Annotated in this window: 18 protein-coding genes; 6 read left to right on the top strand and 12 right to left on the bottom strand. The window is 61.2% G+C overall.

Features of this window, described 5'->3' with window-relative positions:
- Window positions 1-2: 2 nt before the first annotated feature.
- Both tsaE and HU759_RS03480 read right to left on the bottom strand, forming a co-directional pair.
- Entirely contained in the window at window positions 3-473 is a 471-nt protein-coding gene (tsaE, locus tag HU759_RS03485; RefSeq protein ID WP_017138466.1) for a tRNA (adenosine(37)-N6)-threonylcarbamoyltransferase complex ATPase subunit type 1 TsaE, read from the bottom strand.
- A complete protein-coding gene (locus tag HU759_RS03480; protein WP_186617906.1) occupies window positions 461-1,321 on the bottom strand; it encodes an NAD(P)H-hydrate dehydratase in 861 nt (286 codons plus the stop codon). Before HU759_RS03480 ends, tsaE begins: the two co-directional genes overlap by 13 nt.
- Window positions 1,322-1,384: 63 nt before the next feature.
- Between HU759_RS03480 and queG the strand changes: the two genes are divergently transcribed.
- On the top strand, window positions 1,385-2,449 hold the full coding sequence (gene queG / locus HU759_RS03475; RefSeq protein ID WP_017138468.1) for a tRNA epoxyqueuosine(34) reductase QueG: 1,065 nt from the start codon (window positions 1,385-1,387) through the stop codon (window positions 2,447-2,449).
- Here queG and HU759_RS03470 read toward each other — a convergent pair.
- Together HU759_RS03470 and orn are read right to left on the bottom strand one after the other, a co-directional pair.
- Window positions 2,446-3,063: a trimeric intracellular cation channel family protein gene (locus HU759_RS03470; RefSeq protein ID WP_170039141.1), complete on the bottom strand. Its 618-nt coding sequence runs from the start codon at window positions 3,061-3,063 to the stop codon at window positions 2,446-2,448. The two genes, queG and HU759_RS03470, sit on opposite strands and share 4 nt — an antisense overlap.
- Before the next feature lie 415 nt (window positions 3,064-3,478).
- Complete coding sequence (gene orn / locus HU759_RS03465) at window positions 3,479-4,021, bottom strand: oligoribonuclease (protein WP_056860533.1); 543 nt, start codon at window positions 4,019-4,021, stop codon at window positions 3,479-3,481.
- Between the two features lie 107 nt (window positions 4,022-4,128).
- Between orn and rsgA the strand changes: the two genes are divergently transcribed.
- On the top strand, window positions 4,129-5,160 hold the full coding sequence (gene rsgA / locus HU759_RS03460) for a small ribosomal subunit biogenesis GTPase RsgA (RefSeq protein WP_003171340.1): 1,032 nt from the start codon (window positions 4,129-4,131) through the stop codon (window positions 5,158-5,160).
- A gap of 455 nt (window positions 5,161-5,615) precedes the next feature.
- On the opposite strand, the gene motB is transcribed toward rsgA, so the two are convergent.
- Both motB and motA read right to left on the bottom strand, forming a co-directional pair.
- Window positions 5,616-6,641: a flagellar motor protein MotB gene (motB, locus tag HU759_RS03455; protein WP_017138471.1), complete on the bottom strand. Its 1,026-nt coding sequence runs from the start codon at window positions 6,639-6,641 to the stop codon at window positions 5,616-5,618.
- Between the two features lie 3 nt (window positions 6,642-6,644).
- A complete protein-coding gene (gene motA, locus HU759_RS03450; protein WP_017138472.1) occupies window positions 6,645-7,496 on the bottom strand; it encodes a flagellar motor stator protein MotA in 852 nt (283 codons plus the stop codon).
- Between the two features lie 166 nt (window positions 7,497-7,662).
- Between motA and HU759_RS03445 the strand changes: the two genes are divergently transcribed.
- The 3 genes from HU759_RS03445 to asd are packed head-to-tail and all read left to right on the top strand — an operon-like array spanning window position 7,663 to window position 10,947.
- Window positions 7,663-9,198, top strand: coding sequence for an HDOD domain-containing protein (locus HU759_RS03445; protein WP_186617908.1), 1,536 nt, complete (start codon window positions 7,663-7,665; stop codon window positions 9,196-9,198).
- A gap of 57 nt (window positions 9,199-9,255) precedes the next feature.
- A complete protein-coding gene (gene rhdA, locus HU759_RS03440) occupies window positions 9,256-10,071 on the top strand; it encodes a thiosulfate sulfurtransferase (protein WP_138453340.1) in 816 nt (271 codons plus the stop codon).
- Between the two features lie 15 nt (window positions 10,072-10,086).
- Window positions 10,087-10,947, top strand: coding sequence for an archaetidylserine decarboxylase (asd, locus tag HU759_RS03435; RefSeq protein ID WP_186617910.1), 861 nt, complete (start codon window positions 10,087-10,089; stop codon window positions 10,945-10,947).
- Window positions 10,948-11,088: 141 nt separating this feature from the next.
- Here the strand turns inward: asd and serB are convergent, their stop codons facing one another.
- Window positions 11,089-12,303 (bottom strand): phosphoserine phosphatase SerB, encoded by a 1,215-nt coding sequence (gene serB, locus HU759_RS03430; RefSeq protein WP_017138476.1) that lies wholly within the window; start codon window positions 12,301-12,303, stop codon window positions 11,089-11,091.
- Window positions 12,304-12,436: 133 nt separating this feature from the next.
- Here serB and HU759_RS03425 point away from each other — a divergent pair, with 133 nt between their 5' ends.
- Complete coding sequence (locus HU759_RS03425) at window positions 12,437-13,969, top strand: AhpA/YtjB family protein (protein WP_186617912.1); 1,533 nt, start codon at window positions 12,437-12,439, stop codon at window positions 13,967-13,969.
- Window positions 13,970-14,141: 172 nt separating this feature from the next.
- Here HU759_RS03425 and HU759_RS03420 read toward each other — a convergent pair whose 3' ends face one another.
- The 5 genes from HU759_RS03420 to parE form a co-directional block, all read right to left on the bottom strand.
- On the bottom strand, window positions 14,142-14,849 hold the full coding sequence (locus tag HU759_RS03420) for a PqiC family protein (RefSeq protein WP_170039107.1): 708 nt from the start codon (window positions 14,847-14,849) through the stop codon (window positions 14,142-14,144).
- Window positions 14,850-15,025: 176 nt separating this feature from the next.
- A complete protein-coding gene (gene parC, locus HU759_RS03415; protein ID WP_017138479.1) occupies window positions 15,026-17,290 on the bottom strand; it encodes a DNA topoisomerase IV subunit A in 2,265 nt (754 codons plus the stop codon).
- 10 nt (window positions 17,291-17,300) lie between these two features.
- Window positions 17,301-17,822, bottom strand: a complete 522-nt coding sequence (locus HU759_RS03410; RefSeq protein ID WP_017138480.1) for a TIGR02281 family clan AA aspartic protease — start codon at window positions 17,820-17,822, stop codon at window positions 17,301-17,303.
- On the bottom strand, window positions 17,819-18,814 hold the full coding sequence (locus tag HU759_RS03405) for an esterase-like activity of phytase family protein (RefSeq protein WP_170039105.1): 996 nt from the start codon (window positions 18,812-18,814) through the stop codon (window positions 17,819-17,821). The genes HU759_RS03410 and HU759_RS03405 overlap by 4 nt, the downstream gene beginning before the upstream one ends.
- Window positions 18,814-20,718: a DNA topoisomerase IV subunit B gene (parE, locus tag HU759_RS03400; RefSeq protein ID WP_099548087.1), complete on the bottom strand. Its 1,905-nt coding sequence runs from the start codon at window positions 20,716-20,718 to the stop codon at window positions 18,814-18,816. The genes HU759_RS03405 and parE overlap by 1 nt, the downstream gene beginning before the upstream one ends.
- Between the last annotated feature and the right edge of the window lie 3 nt (window positions 20,719-20,721).

Genomic DNA, 20,721 nt, shown 5'->3' with positions numbered 1-20,721 from the left:
TTTTATTTGAATTCCAATGCCAGGGCCGCGCACCAAGACTGGCCGCGCGCACTCTGGGGCAACAACTTCAGCTGACGTCCATGCTCATGCGGCGTAATGGTAATGGTCAGGTCCGGCTTTGGCAAAAAGCCTGTGCCTTTATCTGGCCACTCGATCAAGCACAGTGCGTCTTCATCGAAGTAATCACGGATACCCATGTACTCCAGTTCTTCAGGGTCGACCAGCCGATACAGGTCGAAATGGAAGGCGCGAACTGCACCGATCTCGTAGGGTTCGACCAAGGTGAACGTCGGGCTTTTTACCGCGCCCGTGTGGCCCAACCCACGAATTATCCCTCGCGACAGCGTGGTTTTGCCCGCGCCCAGGTCCCCTTCAAGGAATATCAGTCCTGCGCCGGCCGTAACCTGTGCAATACGCTGACCCAACGCAACCATGGCGTCTTCATCAGCCAGAAAAAGGCTTACTTCAGGCACGGCGACTGCTCCTCCAGCAATTGACGAATGGCAGGTATCAGGTCGCTGGCGGCCAGGCCGCGACCATAAGTGCCTTGGCGATCCCCCGCCGTGGCGTGCAACCACACAGCCAGGCAACTTGCCTCATAGGCGGGCATGCCCTGGGCCAGCAATGCACCCACCAAGCCGCTCAGCACATCACCCAAACCGGCCGTCGCCATCGCCGGGTGACCTTGGTCACAGCGCGAAACACGGCCGTCCGGGCTGGCAATCAAACTGCCAGCACCCTTGAGGATAGCCACTGCATTGAATTTCTGGCTTAACGCGCGCGCCACGTTAAGGCGATCGGCCTGAACCGCGGCTGTCGTGATGCCCATCAACCGCGCCGCCTCGCCGGGATGCGGCGTGATCACGCTGCTGGCCGGCAGGCTTACACCGCCTGCGGCCAACTGGTTCAAGGCGTCAGCATCCCAAACTTGCGGCTGCTGGGCGTTGGCGGCAACCGACAACAGGCTTTTGCCCCAGGACGCTGCGCCCAGGCCGGGGCCGATAACAATCACCGAGATTTTTTCCAGCAGCCCCATCAACTGATTGGCCGAACTGACGCCGACGGTCATCACCTCCGGCAAGCGTGTGAGTGCGGCTGGCACGTGTTCCGGGCGAGTCGCCAACGAAACCATGCCTGCGCCACTGCGCAAGGCGCTTTCGGCGCTGAGCAGCCCGGCACCGCCAAAGCCATGGTCGCCGCCGATGACCAGCAGGTGACCGAACTGGCCTTTATGGGCGTCCGGGGAACGTGCAGCCAGTTGCGGCAAATGGCCGTGCAACAGCGGCTGTACGTCGGTAATTGTGTGTTTTGTCTGCGGCATGCGTCTTCAAGCTCCGATGTCTGGCAGAATTATACGCATCTAACCTGTGGTTTCCCGTGTCTCATGCCTGCAATTACTTCCGATCTGCCCGCCCTCGCCCAATCGATCAAAGACTGGGGCCGCGAGCTGGGCTTTCAACAAGTCGGCATCAGCGGCCTGGACCTGGCCGAGCATGAGCAGCACCTGCAACGCTGGCTCGACGCGGGCTACCACGGCGAGATGGAATACATGGGCGCCCATGGCAGCAAACGCTCGCACCCCGATGAACTGGTGCCGGGCACGCTGCGTGTAGTTTCGCTGCGCATGGATTATCTGCCAGGCGACACGCAAATGGCGCAGTTGCTGGCCAAGCCAGAAAAAGCCTACATCTCCCGTTACGCCTTGGGCCGCGATTACCACAAGCTGATCCGCAAGCGCGTGCAACAACTGGCCGACCGTATCCAGGCACAGATCGGCCCGTTCGGCTTTCGCGCCTTTGTCGACAGCGCGCCCGTTTTGGAAAAAGCCATTGCCGAACAAGCTGGCCTCGGCTGGATCGGCAAAAACACCCTGGTACTCAATCGCAAGGCCGGCAGCTATTTCTTTTTAAGCGAACTGTTTGTCGATTTGCCGTTGCCCGTGGACGCGCCTCACGTCACCGAGCATTGCGGCCGCTGCACCGCATGCCTGGATATCTGCCCCACCAATGCCTTCGTCGGCCCTTATGTGCTCGACGCGCGGCGCTGCATTTCCTACCTGACCATCGAGCTCAAGAGTGCGATCCCCGAGGACCTGCGCCCACTGATCGGCAATCGAGTGTTCGGCTGCGATGACTGTCAGATCGTTTGCCCGTGGAATCGTTTCGCCCGATCCACGGCCGAAAGCGATTTCAAGCCACGGCACAATCTGGATAACGCAGAACTGGCCGAATTGTTTATGTGGGACGAGGATAAATTCCTCAGCAACACAGAAGGCTCGCCCCTGCGTCGTGCCGGGTATGAGCGCTGGCTGCGCAACCTGGCAGTGGGCCTGGGCAACGCGCCGTCAAGCATTCCGGTACTCGAAGCCTTGAAAGCACGTCGCGATTATCCGTCCGAACTGGTGCGCGAACATGTGGAATGGGCGCTGAACCAGCACGCTACGCGCTAGTGCACGTCGTCGTTGTAGACGAACTTGGGCATTTCCCAGTGAAAACGTATCGCCAGCAGCCGCAATAAAAAGCCGCTGAACAAAGTCAGCAGAATCGCCTGCTCGCTGGGCAGTTGCAGATACAGGCACAGCATGTAGAACCAGGCGGCGAGAAACGACACGCTGGCGTACAGCTCACGGCGAAAGATCAGCGGGATGTCGTTACAGAAGATATCGCGCAGGATGCCGCCGAATACGCCCGTGATCACGCCGCTGACTGAAGCCACCAGCATGCCGTGACCCATTTCCAAAGCAGTCATGCAGCCGATCAGGGTAAACGCCACCAGGCCCAAGGCGTCCAGCGCCAGGAACAGCGAGCGCAGACGGCGCATCAGCGGTGCAATAAAGATCGTCACCAGCGCGGCGATCGAGGTCAGCACCAGGTATTCCGGGTGTTTGACCCACGTCAGCGGGTAATGCCCCAACAGTACATCGCGCACCGAACCGCCGCCCAGCGCGGTGACGCAGGCGATCAGCACCACGCCAAACCAGTCCATGCCACGGCGCCCGGCAGACAGCGCGCCGGTCATGGCTTCGGCGGTGATGGCGACGAGGTAGAGCATCAACAGCATGATGGCGATCCTTGCGAATAGGCGCGCATTCTAATCATTGGGTGATGGCACCAAAAGGGGGCGCATGGCGAAAGACCGTGTCGACAGCATCGCAGGCAAGCCAGCTCCCACATTTGAATGTGTTCACAAGTCAAAGAGTGGGAGCTGGCTTGCCTGCGATGGGGCCTGGTATCTACACAACTTGAAGGCATCCAGATTTCCCTGTGGCGAGCAGGCTTGCCCTGCGTTGTCCTGCGAAGCGGCCCCAGTAAAGACACTGCAATTTTCCTGAAAGAACTCAGCGTCTGGATTTGGGGCTGCTTCGCAGCCCAACGCAGGGCAAGCCTGCTCGCCACAACAGCCCACTTACCACAGACTTTGTTTCAACCGGCTGCGTAGACACCAATGCTGCAATGGGGCCAGAGCAGGCGCCACAGATTCAAGCCTTGATGAAATGCTTGCGGTAATGCTGCAGCTCGGCGATCGACTCGCGAATGTCATCCAGCGCCAAATGCGTGCTGCCCTTATGGAAGCTGTCCTTGACCTCCGGCGCCCAGCGCGCCGCCAGCTCTTTGAGCGTGGACACGTCCAGGTTGCGATAGTGGAAGTAGCTTTCCAGCCCCTTCATGTGCGTATAAAGGAAGCGACGATCCTGGCAGATGCTGTTGCCGCAGATCGGCGACTTGCCCTTGGGCACCCACTTCTCCAGGAAAGCGATGGTTTCAGCTTCGGCGTCGCGCATGCTGATGCGGCTGTCGCGCACGCGCTGGGTCAGGCCGGAGTTGCCGTGGGTGCGGGTGTTCCACTCGTCCATGGTGGCCAGTACGGCGTCGCTGTGGTGGATAGCGATCACCGGACCTTCGGCCAAGGTGTTGAGGTTGCTGTCGGTGACAATGGTCGCCATCTCGATGATGACGTCGGTGTCGGGGTTCAGACCGGTCATTTCCAGATCGATCCAAATCAGGTTCTGTGGGTTTTGCATGGCTTGATTCTCTTGGCCCTTGGCTTAGCTGCGCAGTTTAGCAGGCGGGGGCGTGCTAGACTCGCGACCGTTTTACCCAACCTTTGCATTATCGACACGGAACACCAATGGCCAAACGCCAGCTCAATCGCCGCCAAAACTGGCGCATCGAAAAGATTCAAGGCGAACGCGCCGCTCGCGCCGCCAAACGTGAATCCTCCGCCGTGGAAGCGCTCGAGGGCGGCGACCTGGGCCCTGAACAAACGGGCCTGGTGATCGCGCACTTCGGCGTGCAGGTCGAAGTCGAGGCGCTCGAAGGCGAACTCGCAGGTTCGGTGTCGCGCTGCCACTTGCGCGCCAACCTGCCTGCGCTGGTCACCGGCGACAAGGTCGTGTGGCGTGCCGGCAACCAGGGCATCGGCGTGATCGTCGCCCAGTTGCCGCGCACCACCGAACTGCGCCGCCCCGACAGCCGTGGCCAGCTCAAGCCGGTGGCGGCCAACGTCGACATGATCGTGATCGTGTTCGCACCGCTGCCCGAGCCGCATGCCAATTTGATCGACCGCTACCTGGTCGCAGCCGAGCACGCCGGCATTCGCCCGCTGCTGCTGCTGAACAAATTCGACCTGATCGACGAACAGAACGCCCCGGCGCTCAATGCGTTGCTGGCGGTCTACCGCACCCTGGGTTACCCGGTGCTGGAAGTGTCGGCGCATCACGGCAATGGCATGGAACAACTGCAACAGCAGTTGGACGGGCGCATCAGTGTGTTCGTCGGCCAGTCTGGCGTGGGCAAGTCATCGCTGGTCAACAGCCTGCTGCCGGAAGTCGACACCCGTGTCGGCCCGCTGTCGGAACTGTCCGGCCAGGGTACCCACACCACCACCACCGCGCGGTTGTTCCACTTCCCCGGCGGCGGTGAGTTGATCGACTCCCCAGGCATCCGTGAATTCGGCCTCGGCCACGTCAGCCGCAGCGATGTGGAAGCGGGCTTCATCGAGTTCAACGACCTGATCGGCACCTGCCGCTTCCGCGACTGCAAACACGACCGCGAGCCGGGCTGTGCGTTGCTCAAGGCCCTGGAAGATGGGCGCGTGCAGCAGCAGCGAATGAACAGCTATCGGTCGATTATTGCGAGCTTGCCGGAGAGCAGCTACTAACGATCCACTTCTTGATACACATAAACCAGTGTACTGAAGCCCCTAGTCCATTGATTTAATAGGAGCAGGCATCAAGAATCCGGACCAACTGGGTGGCTCATACGCACAAGCCAGCTTGTATTCGGATTTCTCGATGCGCATAATTGCTCCGTCACCAGCGAAAGCTGGCAGGAGTCTGGATCCTTTTCGGGGTTGATCCAGCGGCGCAGAAGGGGCGAAGCAAGCTCCACTGCGCGTCGAATGAAGCCGCCTTCGGGCGGCTTTGCTTTTTGTGGGGCATTAACAACTGCACAGAAAGACTCGCTCCAAGGGCCGGGAGTACTTCGTGCCGCGCCTGTGCGTGGAGGACATGCGAGGTGTCATCAGCGGCGTCAAAGCCTACCTTCCTCTCTGAACACAAATGAAAACGCCCCGACATAGTCGGGGCGTTTTCATTTACAACCAACAAAGACCGCTTACGAACCCGGCGTTGGCGCAGGCGCCGTAGGGTCTTTCACCCCGCCGTCATCAAACAGGTTCAGCTTCTGCCGCAGCTCATGGGCCGGCAGCGGCTCCTGCCCTGGCGGAATAGCATTCGGATCTGCCGGCACTTCACCCGGAGCGCCTTCGCCCTGGGTCGGCGCCGCAGGTGGCGGCTGATCACCTTCAATCGCACGCTGGGCTTTTTTAGTCAGCACCACGATATCGATACGGCGGTTGATCGGGTTGAACGGGTCTTTAGGGTCAAACAACTGCGAGGACGCAAACCCCACCACGCGCGCCACTTGCGGGTCGGGATAGCTGCCCGCCACCAGCGCACGACGGGCGGCATTGGCGCGGTTGGCCGAAAGCTCCCAGTTGCCGAAGTCGCCTTGGCCCGCATAGGGCTTGGCGTCGGTATGACCGCTGATGCTGATCTTGTTCGGCACCGCCTTGATGGTGTCGGCCATGGCCAGCAGGATATCTTCGAAGTACGGCTTCAAGCGCGCACTGCCGGAGTCGAACATCGGCCGATTGGCCGCATCGGTGATCTGGATGCGCAAGCCTTCGGGGGTGATCTCGAAGGAAATCTGATCCTTGAACTTCAGCAGCTGCGGGTTTTCTTCGACCTTGGTCTGCAGTTCCTGCAGCAACAACTCCAGGCGCTCTTTCTCGACCTGCTCGGCCATGCTCTCGACGGTGTCGCGCTCGATCGGGATGTTTTCCTGCGGCGACTCGGTCTTGACCTCGGGGTTGATGGTGCGCTCAGGCGCCAGTTGCGGTGAGCCGCCCAGGTCGATCACGAAGGGCGTGCCGCTTTCCGAAAAACCAATCGGGTCTTTGAAGTAACCGGCAATGGCGATCTTCTGCTCGGGCGTGGCGGTCGACATCAGCCACAGCACCAGGAAGAACGCCATCATCGCCGTGGCAAAGTCGGCGAAGGCGATTTTCCAGGCGCCGCCATGGTGCCCCGCAGCGAAGCGCTTGACGCGCTTGATGATTATCGGCTGGTTGTTTTCCATGACTTAGCGACCGCGAACCGCTTGTTCCAGCTCGGCAAAACTTGGGCGATGTTTCGGGTACAGCACCTTGCGCCCGAACTCCACCGCCAGCGATGGCGGCATGCCGGACGCCGAAGCCACCAGGCAGGCCTTGATCGCTTCGTACAAATTCACTTCTTCCTTGGCATCGTGGGCCAGGGACGTGGCCAGTGGGCCGAAGAAACCGTAGGCCGCGAGGATACCGAAGAAGGTACCGACGAGGGCCGCGCCCACGTGCATGCCGATAGCCTTCTGGTCGCCCTCACCCAGGGATGCCATGGTCACCACAATGCCGAGTACCGCCGCAACGATACCAAAACCGGGCATGCCGTCGGCGACGCCGGTCACGGCGTGGGAAGGATGTTCCAGCTCTTCCTTCAGGCTGAACAGCTCCATGTCGAACAGCCCTTCGAGCTCGTGCGGGGCCATGTTGCCGGAGGACATGATGCGCAGGTAGTCACAGATGTAGGCGGTCATGCGCTCATCTTTGAGCACGGCCGGGTACTTGGCGAAAATCGGGCTGGCGGCAGCGTCTTCGATGTCGCCTTCGATGGCCATCATGCCTTCGCGGCGGCTCTTGTTGAGGATCTCGTAGATCAGCCCCAGCACTTCAAGATAGAACGTGTGAGAGAAGCGTGAGCTGAACATGCCCAGCGACTTTTTGATCACGTGCATGGTCATGTAGCCGGGGTTGGCCTGCAGGAAAGCACCAAACGCGGCGCCGCCGATGATCAGCACTTCGAAGGGCTGGATCAGCGCGGCAATTTTACCGTGGGACAGGACGTACCCACCGAGCACACTTGCGATGACGACGATGATGCCGATAATTTTAGCCATAGGAGATTGGTACTTGCGCCGTCGGGTTCATGGACATAGTGGGTGCTGCAGAAAACTCTTGTTCTACTTATCGGCAAAACTGCGCCAGACTATAGCCCGTTAAGGCGAAAAGCCAATTCGGCCCGTTCCGGGCGTGTAGAACGCAAGTGATGATCGCGCCCCAATCATGGCAAACGAAACGACAGTTCCAAATACAAAACCCACCACCCTCGCCGCTTGGATCAAGCGCCTGGACGATGTGCTGCTGCCTGTTCCTCAGGCTAGTCACGAACGCGTGTGCAAGGCCATCCGCGACAGCCGCAGTTCATTGCGAGATATTGCCGATCTGATGCAAAACAGCCCGGCACTGGTGCTCAGTGTGATGCGCGAGGCCAACAGCCAGGCGCACGGCAGCCTGTCGGGGCCGGCGGAAAACCTCGAAGTGGCGCTGAACCGCCTGGGTCTCAAACGCGCCGAAGAATTGCTCGCGCGCCTGCCCTCGGTGCCGGAAAAAGACATCCCGGTGGCTTTGCGCCAACTGCTGCTGATAAGCCAGCACGCCTCACAGCAAGCCAACGGTTTGTTCGCCAGCCGCCTGGCGCGGCTGTGGCAAGACATCCATTGGGGCAGCCTGCTGTTTCTGTCGCCGCTGTGGCCGCTGGCCGTGGCCTACCCAAAACTCCTGGAAGAATGGGAACTGCGGGTCATCCACAAAGGCCAGTCGGCGCACAAGGTCGAGCAGGAACTGTTCGGTGTACGCCTGCTCGACTTGTGCCTTGGCCTGACCGAAGCCTGGCACCTGCCGATCTGGGTGTCCCAGGGCTACAACCTGCTGCTGACCGAGCAGCGCTTGCTGGTCAAGGCGCTGCACATCGCCCGCGAAGATGACGCGCTGCGCCAGCAGCAACTGCTCGATGCCGAACCCAACCTGCGGCGCTGGTTGAACCAACCCGCCAACACCATGCTGCTGGCCAACGGCCTGGCGATGTCGGCCCAGGAATCCTGGACCTGCCCGCACACCGAGCGCTGGCAATACCTTACCGCGCTGTACCTGCAAGCGCCGCTGTGTGACGTGCAGCAGCAGGTTCACCAACAAGCGGTCACCAGCGCGCGCACCACCTTGATGCCGGACCTCTGGCACCCGGCGCTGTCGCTGATCTGGCCGTGGCATGTGCAGAAGGTCCATCGCGGCCTGCTGCCCGCACCGCCGCCCACTGCCGAAGCACTGGCCGTGTGGCGCAAGCGCTGCACCGAGTTGCTGGTCGAACCGAGCCGCTTTGCCAACGCCATGCACTTGACCACCTGCGCCAAGGAAGCCTTGGTCGCCAGTGGCATGCAGCGGGTGCTGCTCTTTATGGCCGACCGCGCCCTGAGTACCTTGCGTGTGCATCAGGCCGATGGCTTGCCCAAGGACGCTGCCAACCTGAGCCTCGACGTCGTCAACAGCACACTGCTGCAACGCTTGCTGGAAAAGTCCGCCCAGGTGCGCCTCACGCCAGACAATCACGCGCAATTTTCTGCGCTGCTGCCGCCGATCCTGCGCCGCTGGTTTACCGGTGAACACCTGTTGCTACGATCTCTGAGCTGCAATGGCCGCGTGGTGATGCTGATGGTCGCCGACCAGGGCGGCGGGCCGTTCTCGGAAACCACCGTGCAGGCTTTTGGCAAAACCGCTCAATGCATCGAGAAAGCGCTGCACAGCTTTACCAACCGCAGCGCCTGATGCTTGCGCTACAATCGCCCTCTTTTATCACCAACATTTGTGCCCAGGAGACCTCACATGCCTGACTTCTCTGGCTTGCCGCTGGTGATCGAGTCCAGCGACCTGCTTGGTCGCCTGGATGCCGAACACTTGATTCTGGTGGACCTCACCAGTGCCGCCCGCTACGCCGAAGGGCATATCCCCGGCGCGCATTTCGTTGACCCCAAGCGCACCCAACTGGGCCAGCCGCCAGCACCCGGCTTGCTGCCGCACAAGGCCGACCTGGAAAAGCTGTTCGGCGAACTGGGCCACACCCCGGACGCCACTTACGTCGTCTATGACGACGAAGGTGGCGGCTGGGCCGGGCGGTTTATCTGGATGCTCGACGTGATCGGCCACCAGAAGTACCACTACCTGGATGGCGGCCTGCTGGCCTGGCTGGACGAAAAACACCCGGTATCCACCGAAGTGCCCGCCCCGGTTGGCGGCCCGGTCAGCCTTACGCTGCACGACGGCCCCACCGCCACCCGCGAATACCTGCAAAGCCGTCTCGGCGCCGCCGACCTGGGCATCTGGGACGCACGCGGCCCGCTGGAATATTCCGGCGAGAAAGTGCTCGCCGCCAAGGGTGGTCACATCCCCGGCGCCGTCAACTTCGAATGGACTGCCGGCATGGACAAGGCGCGCAACCTGCGTATCCGCCGCGACATGCCGCAGATCCTCGAAGACCTCGGGCTGACCCGCGACAAAGAAATCATCACCCACTGCCAGACTCACCACCGCTCTGGCTTCACCTACCTGGTGGCCAAGGCGCTCGGTTATCCGCGAGTCAAAGGTTATGCCGGTTCCTGGGGCGAATGGGGCAACCACCCCGACACCCCCGTCGAGATTTAAGGTTTAAGGACAGTTATGAAAAAGCAGTTGTTTATCCTCAGCCAGTACTTGCTGCCGCACCACTTGCTGTCGCGCCTGGCCGGCTGCATTGCCGAGTGCCGCGTGCGCTGGTTCAAGAATGCCTTCACGGCGTGGTTCGCCAAGCGCTATCAAGTGGACATGTCCCAGGCGCTGGTCGAAGACCTCACCGCCTACGAGCACTTCAATGCCTTCTTTACCCGCGCCCTGAAAGACGGCGCCCGCCCGCTGGATGAAACTCCAGGCGCGGTGCTGAGCCCAGCCGACGGCGCGGTCAGCCAGCTTGGCCCGATTGAACACGGTCGTGTGTTCCAGGCCAAAGGCCATAGCTTTAGCGTGCTGGAATTGCTCGGTGGTGATGCGGCGTTGGCTGCACCGTTCATGGGCGGTGATTTCGCCACTATTTACCTGTCACCGAAGGATTACCACCGCGTACACATGCCTTTGGCCGGTACGCTGCGTGAGATGGTCTACGTGCCGGGCCGGATTTTCTCGGTCAACCAGACCACCGCCGAAAACGTGCCGGAACTGTTTGCGCGCAACGAGCGTGTTGTCTGCCTGTTCGACACCGAACGCGGCCCGATGGCTGTGGTGTTGGTGGGCGCGATGATTGTGGCGTCGATTGAAACCGTATGGGCCGGGCTGGTCACGCCGCCGAAACGCGAGCTGAAAACCTTCCGCTACGACGAAGCCGCACGCGCGCCGATTCACTTGGAGAAAGGTGCTGAACTGGGCCGCTTCAAGCTGGGTTCGACCGCCATCGTGCTGTTCGGGCCGGATCAGGTGAAGTGGGCAGAGGGGTTGGTGGCGGGTACGCCGGTGCAGATGGGCCAGGGTATCGCACTGCCGAAAGCCTGATTTGAAGCTGATGCAAATCAAATGTGGGAGCCGGGCTTGCCCGCGATAGCGGCGTATCAGTCAATACTTCAATGACTGAACTACCGCTATCGCGGGCAAGCCCGGCTCCCACAGTTACTGCAATCTTGCAGTTAGATCGGGTTACAGCTGCCCGTCGCGATCGCGAAAGCCCAACAGATACAACACACCATCCAGCCCCAGCGTCGAAATCGCCTGCTTGGCCGATTGCTTGACCAGCGGCTTGGCACGGAACGCCACACCCAACCCGGCAATCGCCAGCATCGGCAAGTCATTGGCGCCGTCGCCGACCGCAATGGTCTGCTCCAGACGCAAACCTTCCTTGTGGGCCAATTCCTTCAGCAAGTCCGCCTTGCGCTGTGCGTCGACAATCGGCTCGACCGCCACGCCGGTCACTTTGCCATCCACCACTTCCAGCTCGTTGGCAAATACATAGTCAATGCCCAGCTTGGCCTGCAATTGCTTGGCGAAGTAGGTGAAACCGCCCGAGAGAATTGCAGTCTTGTAGCCCAGGCGCTTGAGTTCGGCAAACAAGGTTTCGGCGCCTTCGGTCAGGCGCAGCGAAGCACCGATCGAATCCAACACGCTTACGTCCAAGCCCTTGAGCAGTGCCAGGCGCTCCTTGAAGCTGGCGCGAAAATCCAGCTCACCGGCCATGGCGCGCTCGGTGATTTCGGACACCTGCTCGCCCACACCGGCGGCCTTGGCCAGCTCGTCGATGACTTCGGCTTCGATCAGCGTGGAATCCATATCGAACACCGCCAGGCGGCGGTTACGGCGGAACAGCGAATCTTCCTGGAAGGCGATGTCGACATTCAGTTCCTGGGCCACGCTGAGGAACTCGGCGCGCAGGGCTTGCGGGTCGGCCGGCTCGCCGCGCACGGAGAACTCGATGCAGCCCTTGCCTTTGTCCGCCGGCGTGTCCAATGGCATACGACCCGACAGACGGTCGATGTGGTCGATATTCAAACCATATTGAGCGGTGATCGAGCTGACCCGCTGCAATTGTTCGGCGGTTACTTTGCGGGTCAGCAGGGTCACGATGTGGCGCTTTTTACCCTGGCCTTCGACCCAATGCTGGTAATCGGCTTCGGAAACCGGGGTGAAACGCACCTGCTGATCAAGCTTATACGCCGTAAACAGGATGTCTTTGAGCACCGACGAGGCCTGCTCGGTGCTGGGGATTTCCACCAGGATGCCGAACGACAGCGTGTCGTGGATCACCGCTTGGCCGATGTCGAGAATGTTCACACCACCCTGGGCCAGAACACCGGTAATGGCTGCGGTGAGACCCGGGCGGTCTTCGCCGGTGATGTTTATCAGGACAATTTCGCGCAAAGCGCACCCCCAGGCTGGAAAAAAACCGCATTCTACCCACTTTCAGTGACCATCGGGCACAGCGAGCGCTTTGCCGGTTCTAGGCCTGTCGCTATACTGCGCGTCAACTTCACGGACCAAGAGCCGAGCGCAAGTGAACCGGCCCACGCCAGTAAAAACCGATAACTTCTTCCTGCTGATCTTCCGGGCACTGCGCCACCGCCGTGTACCGATCGCATTACGCATCGCCAGCCATAACGTGATCCTGGTCGCTCTGGCCTTGGTGATCTACGCCTGCGTGATGGGTTTGCAGTTCAAGCAGGCCATGCACGAGCAAGCCGACGCCCTGGGCGAGAGCCTGACGACCCAGACCGCCACTTCGGCGACTGAGTTGCTGGTGTCCAACGACATCCTCAGCCTCAACGTGCTGCTCAATAACCTGACCAAGAACCCGCTGGTGGCCCACGCCGCCATCTACAGCGTGGACAACCGGATCATGGCCGAAGCCGGGCAGCGCCCGAAAAACGGCCTGCTGGGTGAAGCCGAAGGTCTGTATTCGAGCAATATTACGTTTCAGGATGTGAAGGCCGGGCAACTGCGCATCAGCCTCGACATGCAGCAATTCCAGCAGCCGATGACCATCAGCCTGCAAAGCATGGGCATCCTCAGCGCGATCCTGCTGGCACTGGCCCTGGCCCTGAGCTTGCGCCTGGGTCGGCATATCTCCACGCCGCTGATGCAACTGCGCATCTGGCTGCGCGATATCGACGAACACACCCCGGCCACCGACCGCCAGGACGAAATCGGCGACCTCGCCCGCCAGCTTCACGCCAGCTTCGCTCCCGAGCCGGTGGTGCCTGAGGTTGAACCCGAGCCTGAGTACGACGACACCGACTACGACGACGAGCCCGAGTTTGAAGTGCACAACCTGCGTGACCCAGGCTTTGACGAAAGCGCGCCGGTGGCCGCCCTCAAGCCTGCGCCACGCCAGGTGATCAAGGCCGAAGAGGACGAACTGGACGATGAAGACCCGTTCGCCGACCTGCGCGACACCTCGGCCGCCGCACCCGTTGTGGCCTCGCAACCTGCGCCGGTAAAAAATACCGAGCCGCAGCACAGCGCCGTACTGGCTGTGCAACTGGGTGCCCAGGACCAACTGCGTCGCCTGCCCCGTGCGCGCCTCACCGAATTGCTGGAGCGCTACCGCGACTGCCTCGACCAGGCTGCGTCGCTCTATCAGAGCGAGCTGCACACCCTGAACGACGGCAGCACGTTGATGCTGTTCCACAGCGAAGACAGCGGCGAAGACTACCTGACCAATGCCATCTGCTGCGGCGAGCTGCTGCGCGCCCTCGGCCATGCCTTGCAGATTGAAGTGGCCGACAGCGGCATTACCTTGCAGCTGCAACTTGGCCTGACCGTCGGAGACGATCTGTTCGGCATGAGCCAGATCGACCTGCTGCTTACCGAGATCGCCCAGGATGCGCTGGCCTTGTCCCAACACAGCCGCAACCTGCTGCTGGTGGAGCGCAAGATCAGTGAAGATGCGCTGATCCGCCAGCGCGCACGTATCCGCCCGATTGCCAGCCCTGAAGGCGCAAGCTGTGTGGAGCGGCTGATGGAGCCGTACCCGTCGATGCTGGAACGCCAGCTGGCGCGCATGCATGAGACCCGTACAAAGCCCTGATGGCTGATCGTTCCCACGCTCCGCGTGGGAATGCATTCCGTGACGCTCTGCGTCACTGCTGCGCAACGGGACGCGGAGCGTCCCAAGAGGCATTCCCACGCGGAGCGTGGGAACGATCAACAACAAAAAGGCCCGCTGAGTAAGCGGGCCTTTTGTTTGGGCGCGATTCAGATCAGAACCTGAACACTTCCATATCCGTGCGAATCGGCGTGGCCATCGGCATCTTAGGCTTCTGCGGAGCTGACGGTTTGGCCTGGGACGGCGCTTGCTTGCGCGGCGCCTCGGCCACTGGCGGCTGGTTGGCCAATGGCTTGAGCGCCACCGACAACTGTTGCGCCAGATGCTGCAACAACACGCCCTGGGCCTGGACCTGGGACGCGGTGGTGCCGGTATGTTCTTCCTGCAGGTGCACGATGCGGTTATCGCGCACCTGGCCACGGCGGTCGATCAAGCGCCATTGGGCGTCAAGAATCGCCGGCTGCGAAGCACCCGAGTCAAGCCGCGTGATGGTTAGCAATACCTGCACGTCCGGGGTAAAACCCGCCGGCCCAGGCGCAAGCACCACACGCTGACTGTCGAGATGGCCAGCCACCTGACGCAACATCAGCTGGTTGATATCGGACGACAAACTACCCGCCCAACGACCATCGGTGGAACCTTGCAGGCTGCCGTCGTTCTGACGTTGAAGCAGGGTTTCGCGTTGCAGGTAATCAGCAACAACGACCGGGCCAAGCAAAACGGCCATGCCTGCGGTTTGCGCAGGCTGAGCCGGACTTCCGCTGTCCAGCTGGTACAGCGACACCGGTTGGTGTGTGCTGCAACCCGCCAGCCCCAAAAGGCCAGCGAGCATCAAAAATAAAGGAAGGCGTGGAGCAGTCATCATCCCATCCAGGTGGCTGCCACAAGGCGAACCACAATGTAATACTAAAAATAACCTAAACACGCTCGGCCACGCCGGCGCTGGAAAGGCCATATCATCCGTGAATATGCGCCCTGACTCCAGCGCGAAAGCGCCGATCTACGCGTTAAATCGTAGATCGAGCCCTCTAATCCGCCTTAAACAGGCGTTTCCACCAGCAAAGCATCCACGCGCTGGAAGCCACGCGGCAGTTTATTACCCCGTCGGCCACGCTCACCCTTGTAGTGTTCAAGGTCGTCGGGGCGCAGTGACAGCGTGCGCTTGCCAGCCTGGAGCACCAGGGTAGAGCCTTCCGGGATCACGGCGATGTCGGTCACGTACTCTTCGCGACTGGCCACGCGCTCCCCGGGAATCCCGATAATCTTGTTGCCCTTGCCTTTACCCAACTGCGGCAAATCGCTGATCTTGAACACCAGCAAACGCCCTTCGGTGGTCACCGATGCCAGCCAATTGCTCTCGCGGTCTTCCACGGTACGCGGCAGGATCACCTTGGCGTTGTTCGGCAAGCTCAACAACGCTTTGCCCGCCTTGTTCTTGGCCTGCAGGTCTTCACCCTTGACCACAAAACCGTAACCCGCGTCGGAGGCGATCACATACAGTGAATCGTCGTCCGGCAGCAGCACGCACTCGAAATTCGCCCCCGGTGGCGGCGTCAGGCGCCCGGTCAGCGGCTCGCCCTGCCCACGTGCCGATGGCAAGGTGTGCGCGGGCACCGAATAGCTGCGCCCGGTGGAGTCGATAAACACCGCAAACTGGTTGGAACGCCCGGCCGCAGCGGTCTTGAAACCATCGCCAGCCTTGTACGAGAGGCCGGTGGCGTCAATATCATGCCCTTTGGCGGAACGAACCCAACCCTTTTCCGACAGAACGACGGTAATTTTCTCGTTAGGCAACAGTTCGGTTTCTGTCAGGGCCTTCGCTTCTGCGCGCTCGACGATTGGCGAGCGGCGATCATCGCCATAGGTTTCGGCGTCTTTGATCAGTTCGCTGCGCACCAGCTTCTTGAGCTTGGTTTCGCTACCCAACAGGGCTTGCAGCTTGGCTTGCTCCTTGAGCAGCGCGTCTTGCTCGTCGCGCAACTTCATCTCTTCGAGCCGCGCCAACTGACGCAAGCGGGTGTCGAGGATGTAGTCGGCCTGGATCTCGCTCAGTTCGAAACGCGCGATCAGCTCGGCTTTCGGGTGCTCGGCGGTGCGGATGATGTGGATCACTTCATCCAGGTTGAGGTAAGCGATCAGCAAACCATCCAACAGGTGCAGGCGGCGCTCAACCTTGTCGAGACGAAATTGCAGGCGGCGGCGCACGGTCTGTACGCGGAACTCCAGCCATTCCACCAGCAGGTTGCGCAGGTTTTTCAGCTGTGGCTTGCCGTCCAGGCCGATGATGTTGACGTTGACCCGGTAGCTGGACTCAAGGTCGGTGCTGGCGAACAGATGCTGCATCAGCACTTCGTGGTCGACCCGGCTGTTGGTCGGGATGATCACGATGCGGCAGGGGTTTTCGTGGTCGGACTCGTCACGCAAGTCAGCCACTTGCGGCAATTTCGACGGTTTGGCCTGCATCAGCGCGGCAATCTGCTCCAGCACCTTGGCACCGGACACCTGGTGCGGCAGTGCGGTGACAATAATGTCGCCGTCTTCAATGTGGTAAACCGCGCGCATGCGCACCGAGCCCTTGCCGGTCTCGTACATCTTCAGCAGGTCGGCACGCGGCGTGATGATTTCCGCTTCGGTCGGGTAATCCGGGCCTTGAATATGCTCGCAGAGCTGCTCGACCGTAGCTTTTGGCTCATCAAGCAAACGCACGCAGGCAGTCGCGACTTCGCGCAGGTTGTGCGGCGGCACATCAGTGGCCATGCCGACCGCGATGCCGGTGGTGCCATTGAGCAGGATATTCGGCAAACGCGCCGGCAACACCAGCGGTTCGTCCAGGGTGCCGTCGAAGTTAGGCCCCCAGTTCGCGGTGCCCTGGCCCAACTCGCTCAGCAGCACTTCCGAGTAACGCGACAGACGCGCCTCGGTGTACCGCATGGCGGCGAAGGACTTGGGATCATCCGGCGCACCCCAGTTACCCTGGCCGTCCACCAAGGTGTAGCGGTAGCTGAACGGCTGGGCCATCAGCACCATGGCTTCGTAGCAGGCCGAGTCGCCGTGGGGGTGGAACTTACCGAGCACGTCACCGACGGTACGCGCCGATTTCTTGTGCTTGGAATCTGCGTCCAGGCCCAACTCACTCATGGCGTAGATAATGCGCCGCTGTACGGGCTTAAGGCCGTCGCCGATATGCGGCAAGGCACGGTCCATGATCACGTACATGGAGTAGTTGAGGTAGGCATTTTCGGTGAAGTCAGCCAGCGATCGGCGTTCTACGCCATCTAAGCTGTCTGCGAGGATGTCACTCATGCGGGCCTCATCATTGTTTGGTCTGGCGCAGCAGCATGGTGCCGCTGCGCTGGGTAAATTCAAGTTGTTTCAATGCACTCATGCCCAACAGTACCTGCTCACCGCCCAAGCCCGGCGCTACCAGCGCGCGGACGTCCTGCAGGACAATATCGCCCAGCTTCAGGCGATCAAGGCTGGTGCGGTAGCCCTGGCTACGCCCATTGGCGGTGCTCAAGGTCACGGGCAGGCCGCGCTTGAGCCCGAGGCGGTCGGCCAATTCGGCCGGCACCGCCACATCGGTCGCGCCGGTGTCGAGCATAAACTCCACCGGCGATCCGTTGATCTGGCCGCTGGCGACAAAATGCCCTTGGCCGTTGCCCAGCAATTTTACTTCGATGTAACCCTCATGCTGCTCTGAGGTCACCACCGCATTGGGGTTTTCCTGACGCGCTTCCCACTGCCCAAAAAAACGCGTGGCCAAAAACAGCCCGGCGCCCCATGCCACGAACATCAGTACACGTCCGGCACGTTTGCCGGGCGGCGCTGCCGTCATGGTTGGGCGCCCCAGCCACCGGCCGGCGCGGCAAAACGATAGACCACCGGGCGTTTTTCACCGTCGGCACGCGGGCCAAAATTATTGTCGATACCCAACCACACACCTTCGGCATCCACCACCAGGGCTTCGGCCAAGCCATAAGGCTGGGCATAACGCCGGTTCGGTGTCAGGGTTTCGTCGGCAAACGACCAGCACAGCTCGACTTTGGCCGTGACCGCATCGCGCCGGCAAATCTGGAACGCATTGCGCTCCAGGGTAAACAGCTTGCCGTTGAACAGCGCCAGGTCGGCAAAGTCCTTGGACACCGCCTTGGCGTTGGTGAACTGTGCCGGTTGCACTTCCTGGCCGGCCTCGCTCAGCAACACACAGGGCCCATCGCAATCCCACACGCTCTGGCCACGCTTGATCGAGATCAACCCTCGTCGCTCTCGCTCGGCGGCCAGCCAGATCTGATTGCCTTCGGGGTTGATCGCCAAACCTTCGAACAAGGCATTGAAGTGCAGCAACATCCCACTGGCCCGCGCTTCGCGGACCATGCCCGGAGCAATCTTCAACCATTGCGGCGCACCGTTCACCGGCACTTGCAGCACCGCCGCATGGGCTTCACTGACAATGTAGCGGTTGCCGGCGGCGTCACAGGTGATGCCTTCAAAATCCAGGTCGCCGCCACGAATGAACGACGCAGCCTTGGTGCGCGAACGCAAACCCCAAGGCAGGCCGGACTCGGGCACCGGTGGCACCTCGATCTTCACGGTTTCGGCCTTCCAGGTCGGCGCGCTGATATCGAGGCGGTAAATCTGGTCGTCATCGCGGTCGGAAACCGTCCACAGGTCCTGGCCACACAGCGCCAGGCCCGACAGGTTGCCACCGCGCATGCCGTCCACCGGGTGTTCGGAGACTAATTTAAGCTCAGCCACGGGCGCGGCCACCGCTTGGGTGGCCGCCAACCCGCTCAACATCAGGATCGCCAGGGCGAAGCCTGTGCGCATCAGCCCAGTACCTCGGCCAGGTTACCCTTGGACTCCAGCCAGGCTTTGCGGTCCGGCGCACGCTTCTTCGCCAGCAGCATGTCCATCATTTCCGACGTGCCGGCGAAGTCTTCCAGGGTCAACTGCACCAGGCGGCGAGTGTTCGGGTCCATGGTGGTTTCGCGCAGCTGCGGCGGGTTCATCTCACCCAGGCCTTTAAATCGCGTGACCTGTGGCTTGCCGCGTTTCTTCTCGGCCACCAGGCGGTCGAGGATGCCATCGCGCTCAGCTTCGTCCAGGGCGTAGAAAATCTCTTTGCCCAGGTCGATACGGTACAACGGCGGCATGGCGACGTAGACGTGGCCGGCATCCACCAACGGGCGGAAGTGCTGCACAAACAGCGCACACAGCAAGGTGGCGATGTGCAAACCGTCGGAGTCGGCGTCGGCAAGGATGCAGATCTTGCCGTAGCGCAGCTGGCTCATGTCCGCCGCGCCCGGGTCTACACCAATCGCAACGGCGATGTTGTGCACTTCCTGGCTGGCCAGGACTTCGCTGCCGTCGACTTCCCAGGTGTTGAGGATCTTGCCGCGCAACGGCAGGATCGCCTGGAATTCCTTGTCTCGCGCTTGCTTGGCGGAACCGCCGGCGGAGTCACCTTCGACCAGGAACAGCTCGGAGCGCATCGGGTCTTGCCCGGCGCAATCGGCCAATTTGCCTGGGAGTGCCGGGCCTTGGGTGATGCGCTTGCGCTCGACTTTCTTGCTGGCCTTCAGGCGACGACCGGCGTTGTTGATCGCCAGCTCCGCCAGGGCCAGGCCCAGTTCCGGGTGCTCGTTGAGCCATAGGCTGAACGCGTCCTTGACCACACCGGAGACAAACGCCGCCGCCTCGCGGGACGACAAACGCTCTTTGGTCTGGCCGGAGAACTGCGGCTCCTGCATCTTCATCGACAGCACGAACGCGATACGCTCCCACACGTCTTCCGGCGCCAGCTTCACACCGCGCGGCAACAGGCTGCGGTATTCGCAGAACTCGCGCATGGCGTCCAGCAAACCCTGGCGCAAACCGTTGACGTGGGTGCCGCCCTGGGCGGTGGGGATCAGGTTGACGTAGCTTTCCTGCACGCTGTCGCCACCTTCGGGCAACCACAGCAGCGCCCAGTCGACGGCTTCCTTATTCCCCGCCAGGCTGCCGCAGAACGGCTCGTTAGGCAGGCGTTCAAAGTCGCTGACCGAGTCTTCCAGGTAGGAGCGCAGGCCATCTTCGTAGTGCCATTCGACCTTTTCGCCGGTGCCTTTGTCTTCAAAGCTGACCAGCAGGCCCGGGCACAATACCGCCTTGGCCTTGAGTACATGCTTGAGGCGGCTGATGGAGAATTTTGGCGAATCGAAGTATTTCGGGTCCGGCGCGAAGTACACGCTGGTGCCGGTGTTGCGCTTGCCAACGGTACCGACGACCTCCAGGTCGGTGGCTTTGTAGCCATCGGCAAAGGTCATCTGATACTCGTTGCCGTCGCGCTTGACCTTGACCCGCACCAGGGTCGACAGGGCGTTGACCACGGAAATACCCACACCGTGCAAGCCACCGGAGAACTGGTAGTTCTTGTTGGAAAACTTGCCGCCCGCATGGAGCTTGGTAAGGATCAGCTCGACGCCCGACACACCCTCTTCCGGGTGAATGTCCACCGGCATGCCGCGACCATCGTCGGACACTTCCAGGGAATGGTCGGCGTGGAGGATGACTTGTACCGACTTGGCATGCCCGGCCAAGGCTTCGTCGACGCTGTTGTCGATGACTTCCTGGGCAAGGTGGTTCGGCCGACTGGTGTCGGTGTACATGCCGGGGCGTTTGCGCACCGGGTCGAGGCCCGAGAGGACTTCGATGGCGTCGGCGTTATAAGAGCTAGCGCTGGGAGTGGCCATGGG

Origin of the sequence: Pseudomonas sp. OE 28.3, assembly GCF_014268205.2 — a bacterium.
GTDB classification, from domain to species: Bacteria; Pseudomonadota; Gammaproteobacteria; order Pseudomonadales; family Pseudomonadaceae; genus Aquipseudomonas; species Aquipseudomonas edaphica.
The sequence above is the reverse complement of the archived record's forward strand: the minus strand, read 5'-3'. Positions and strand labels throughout refer to the sequence as shown.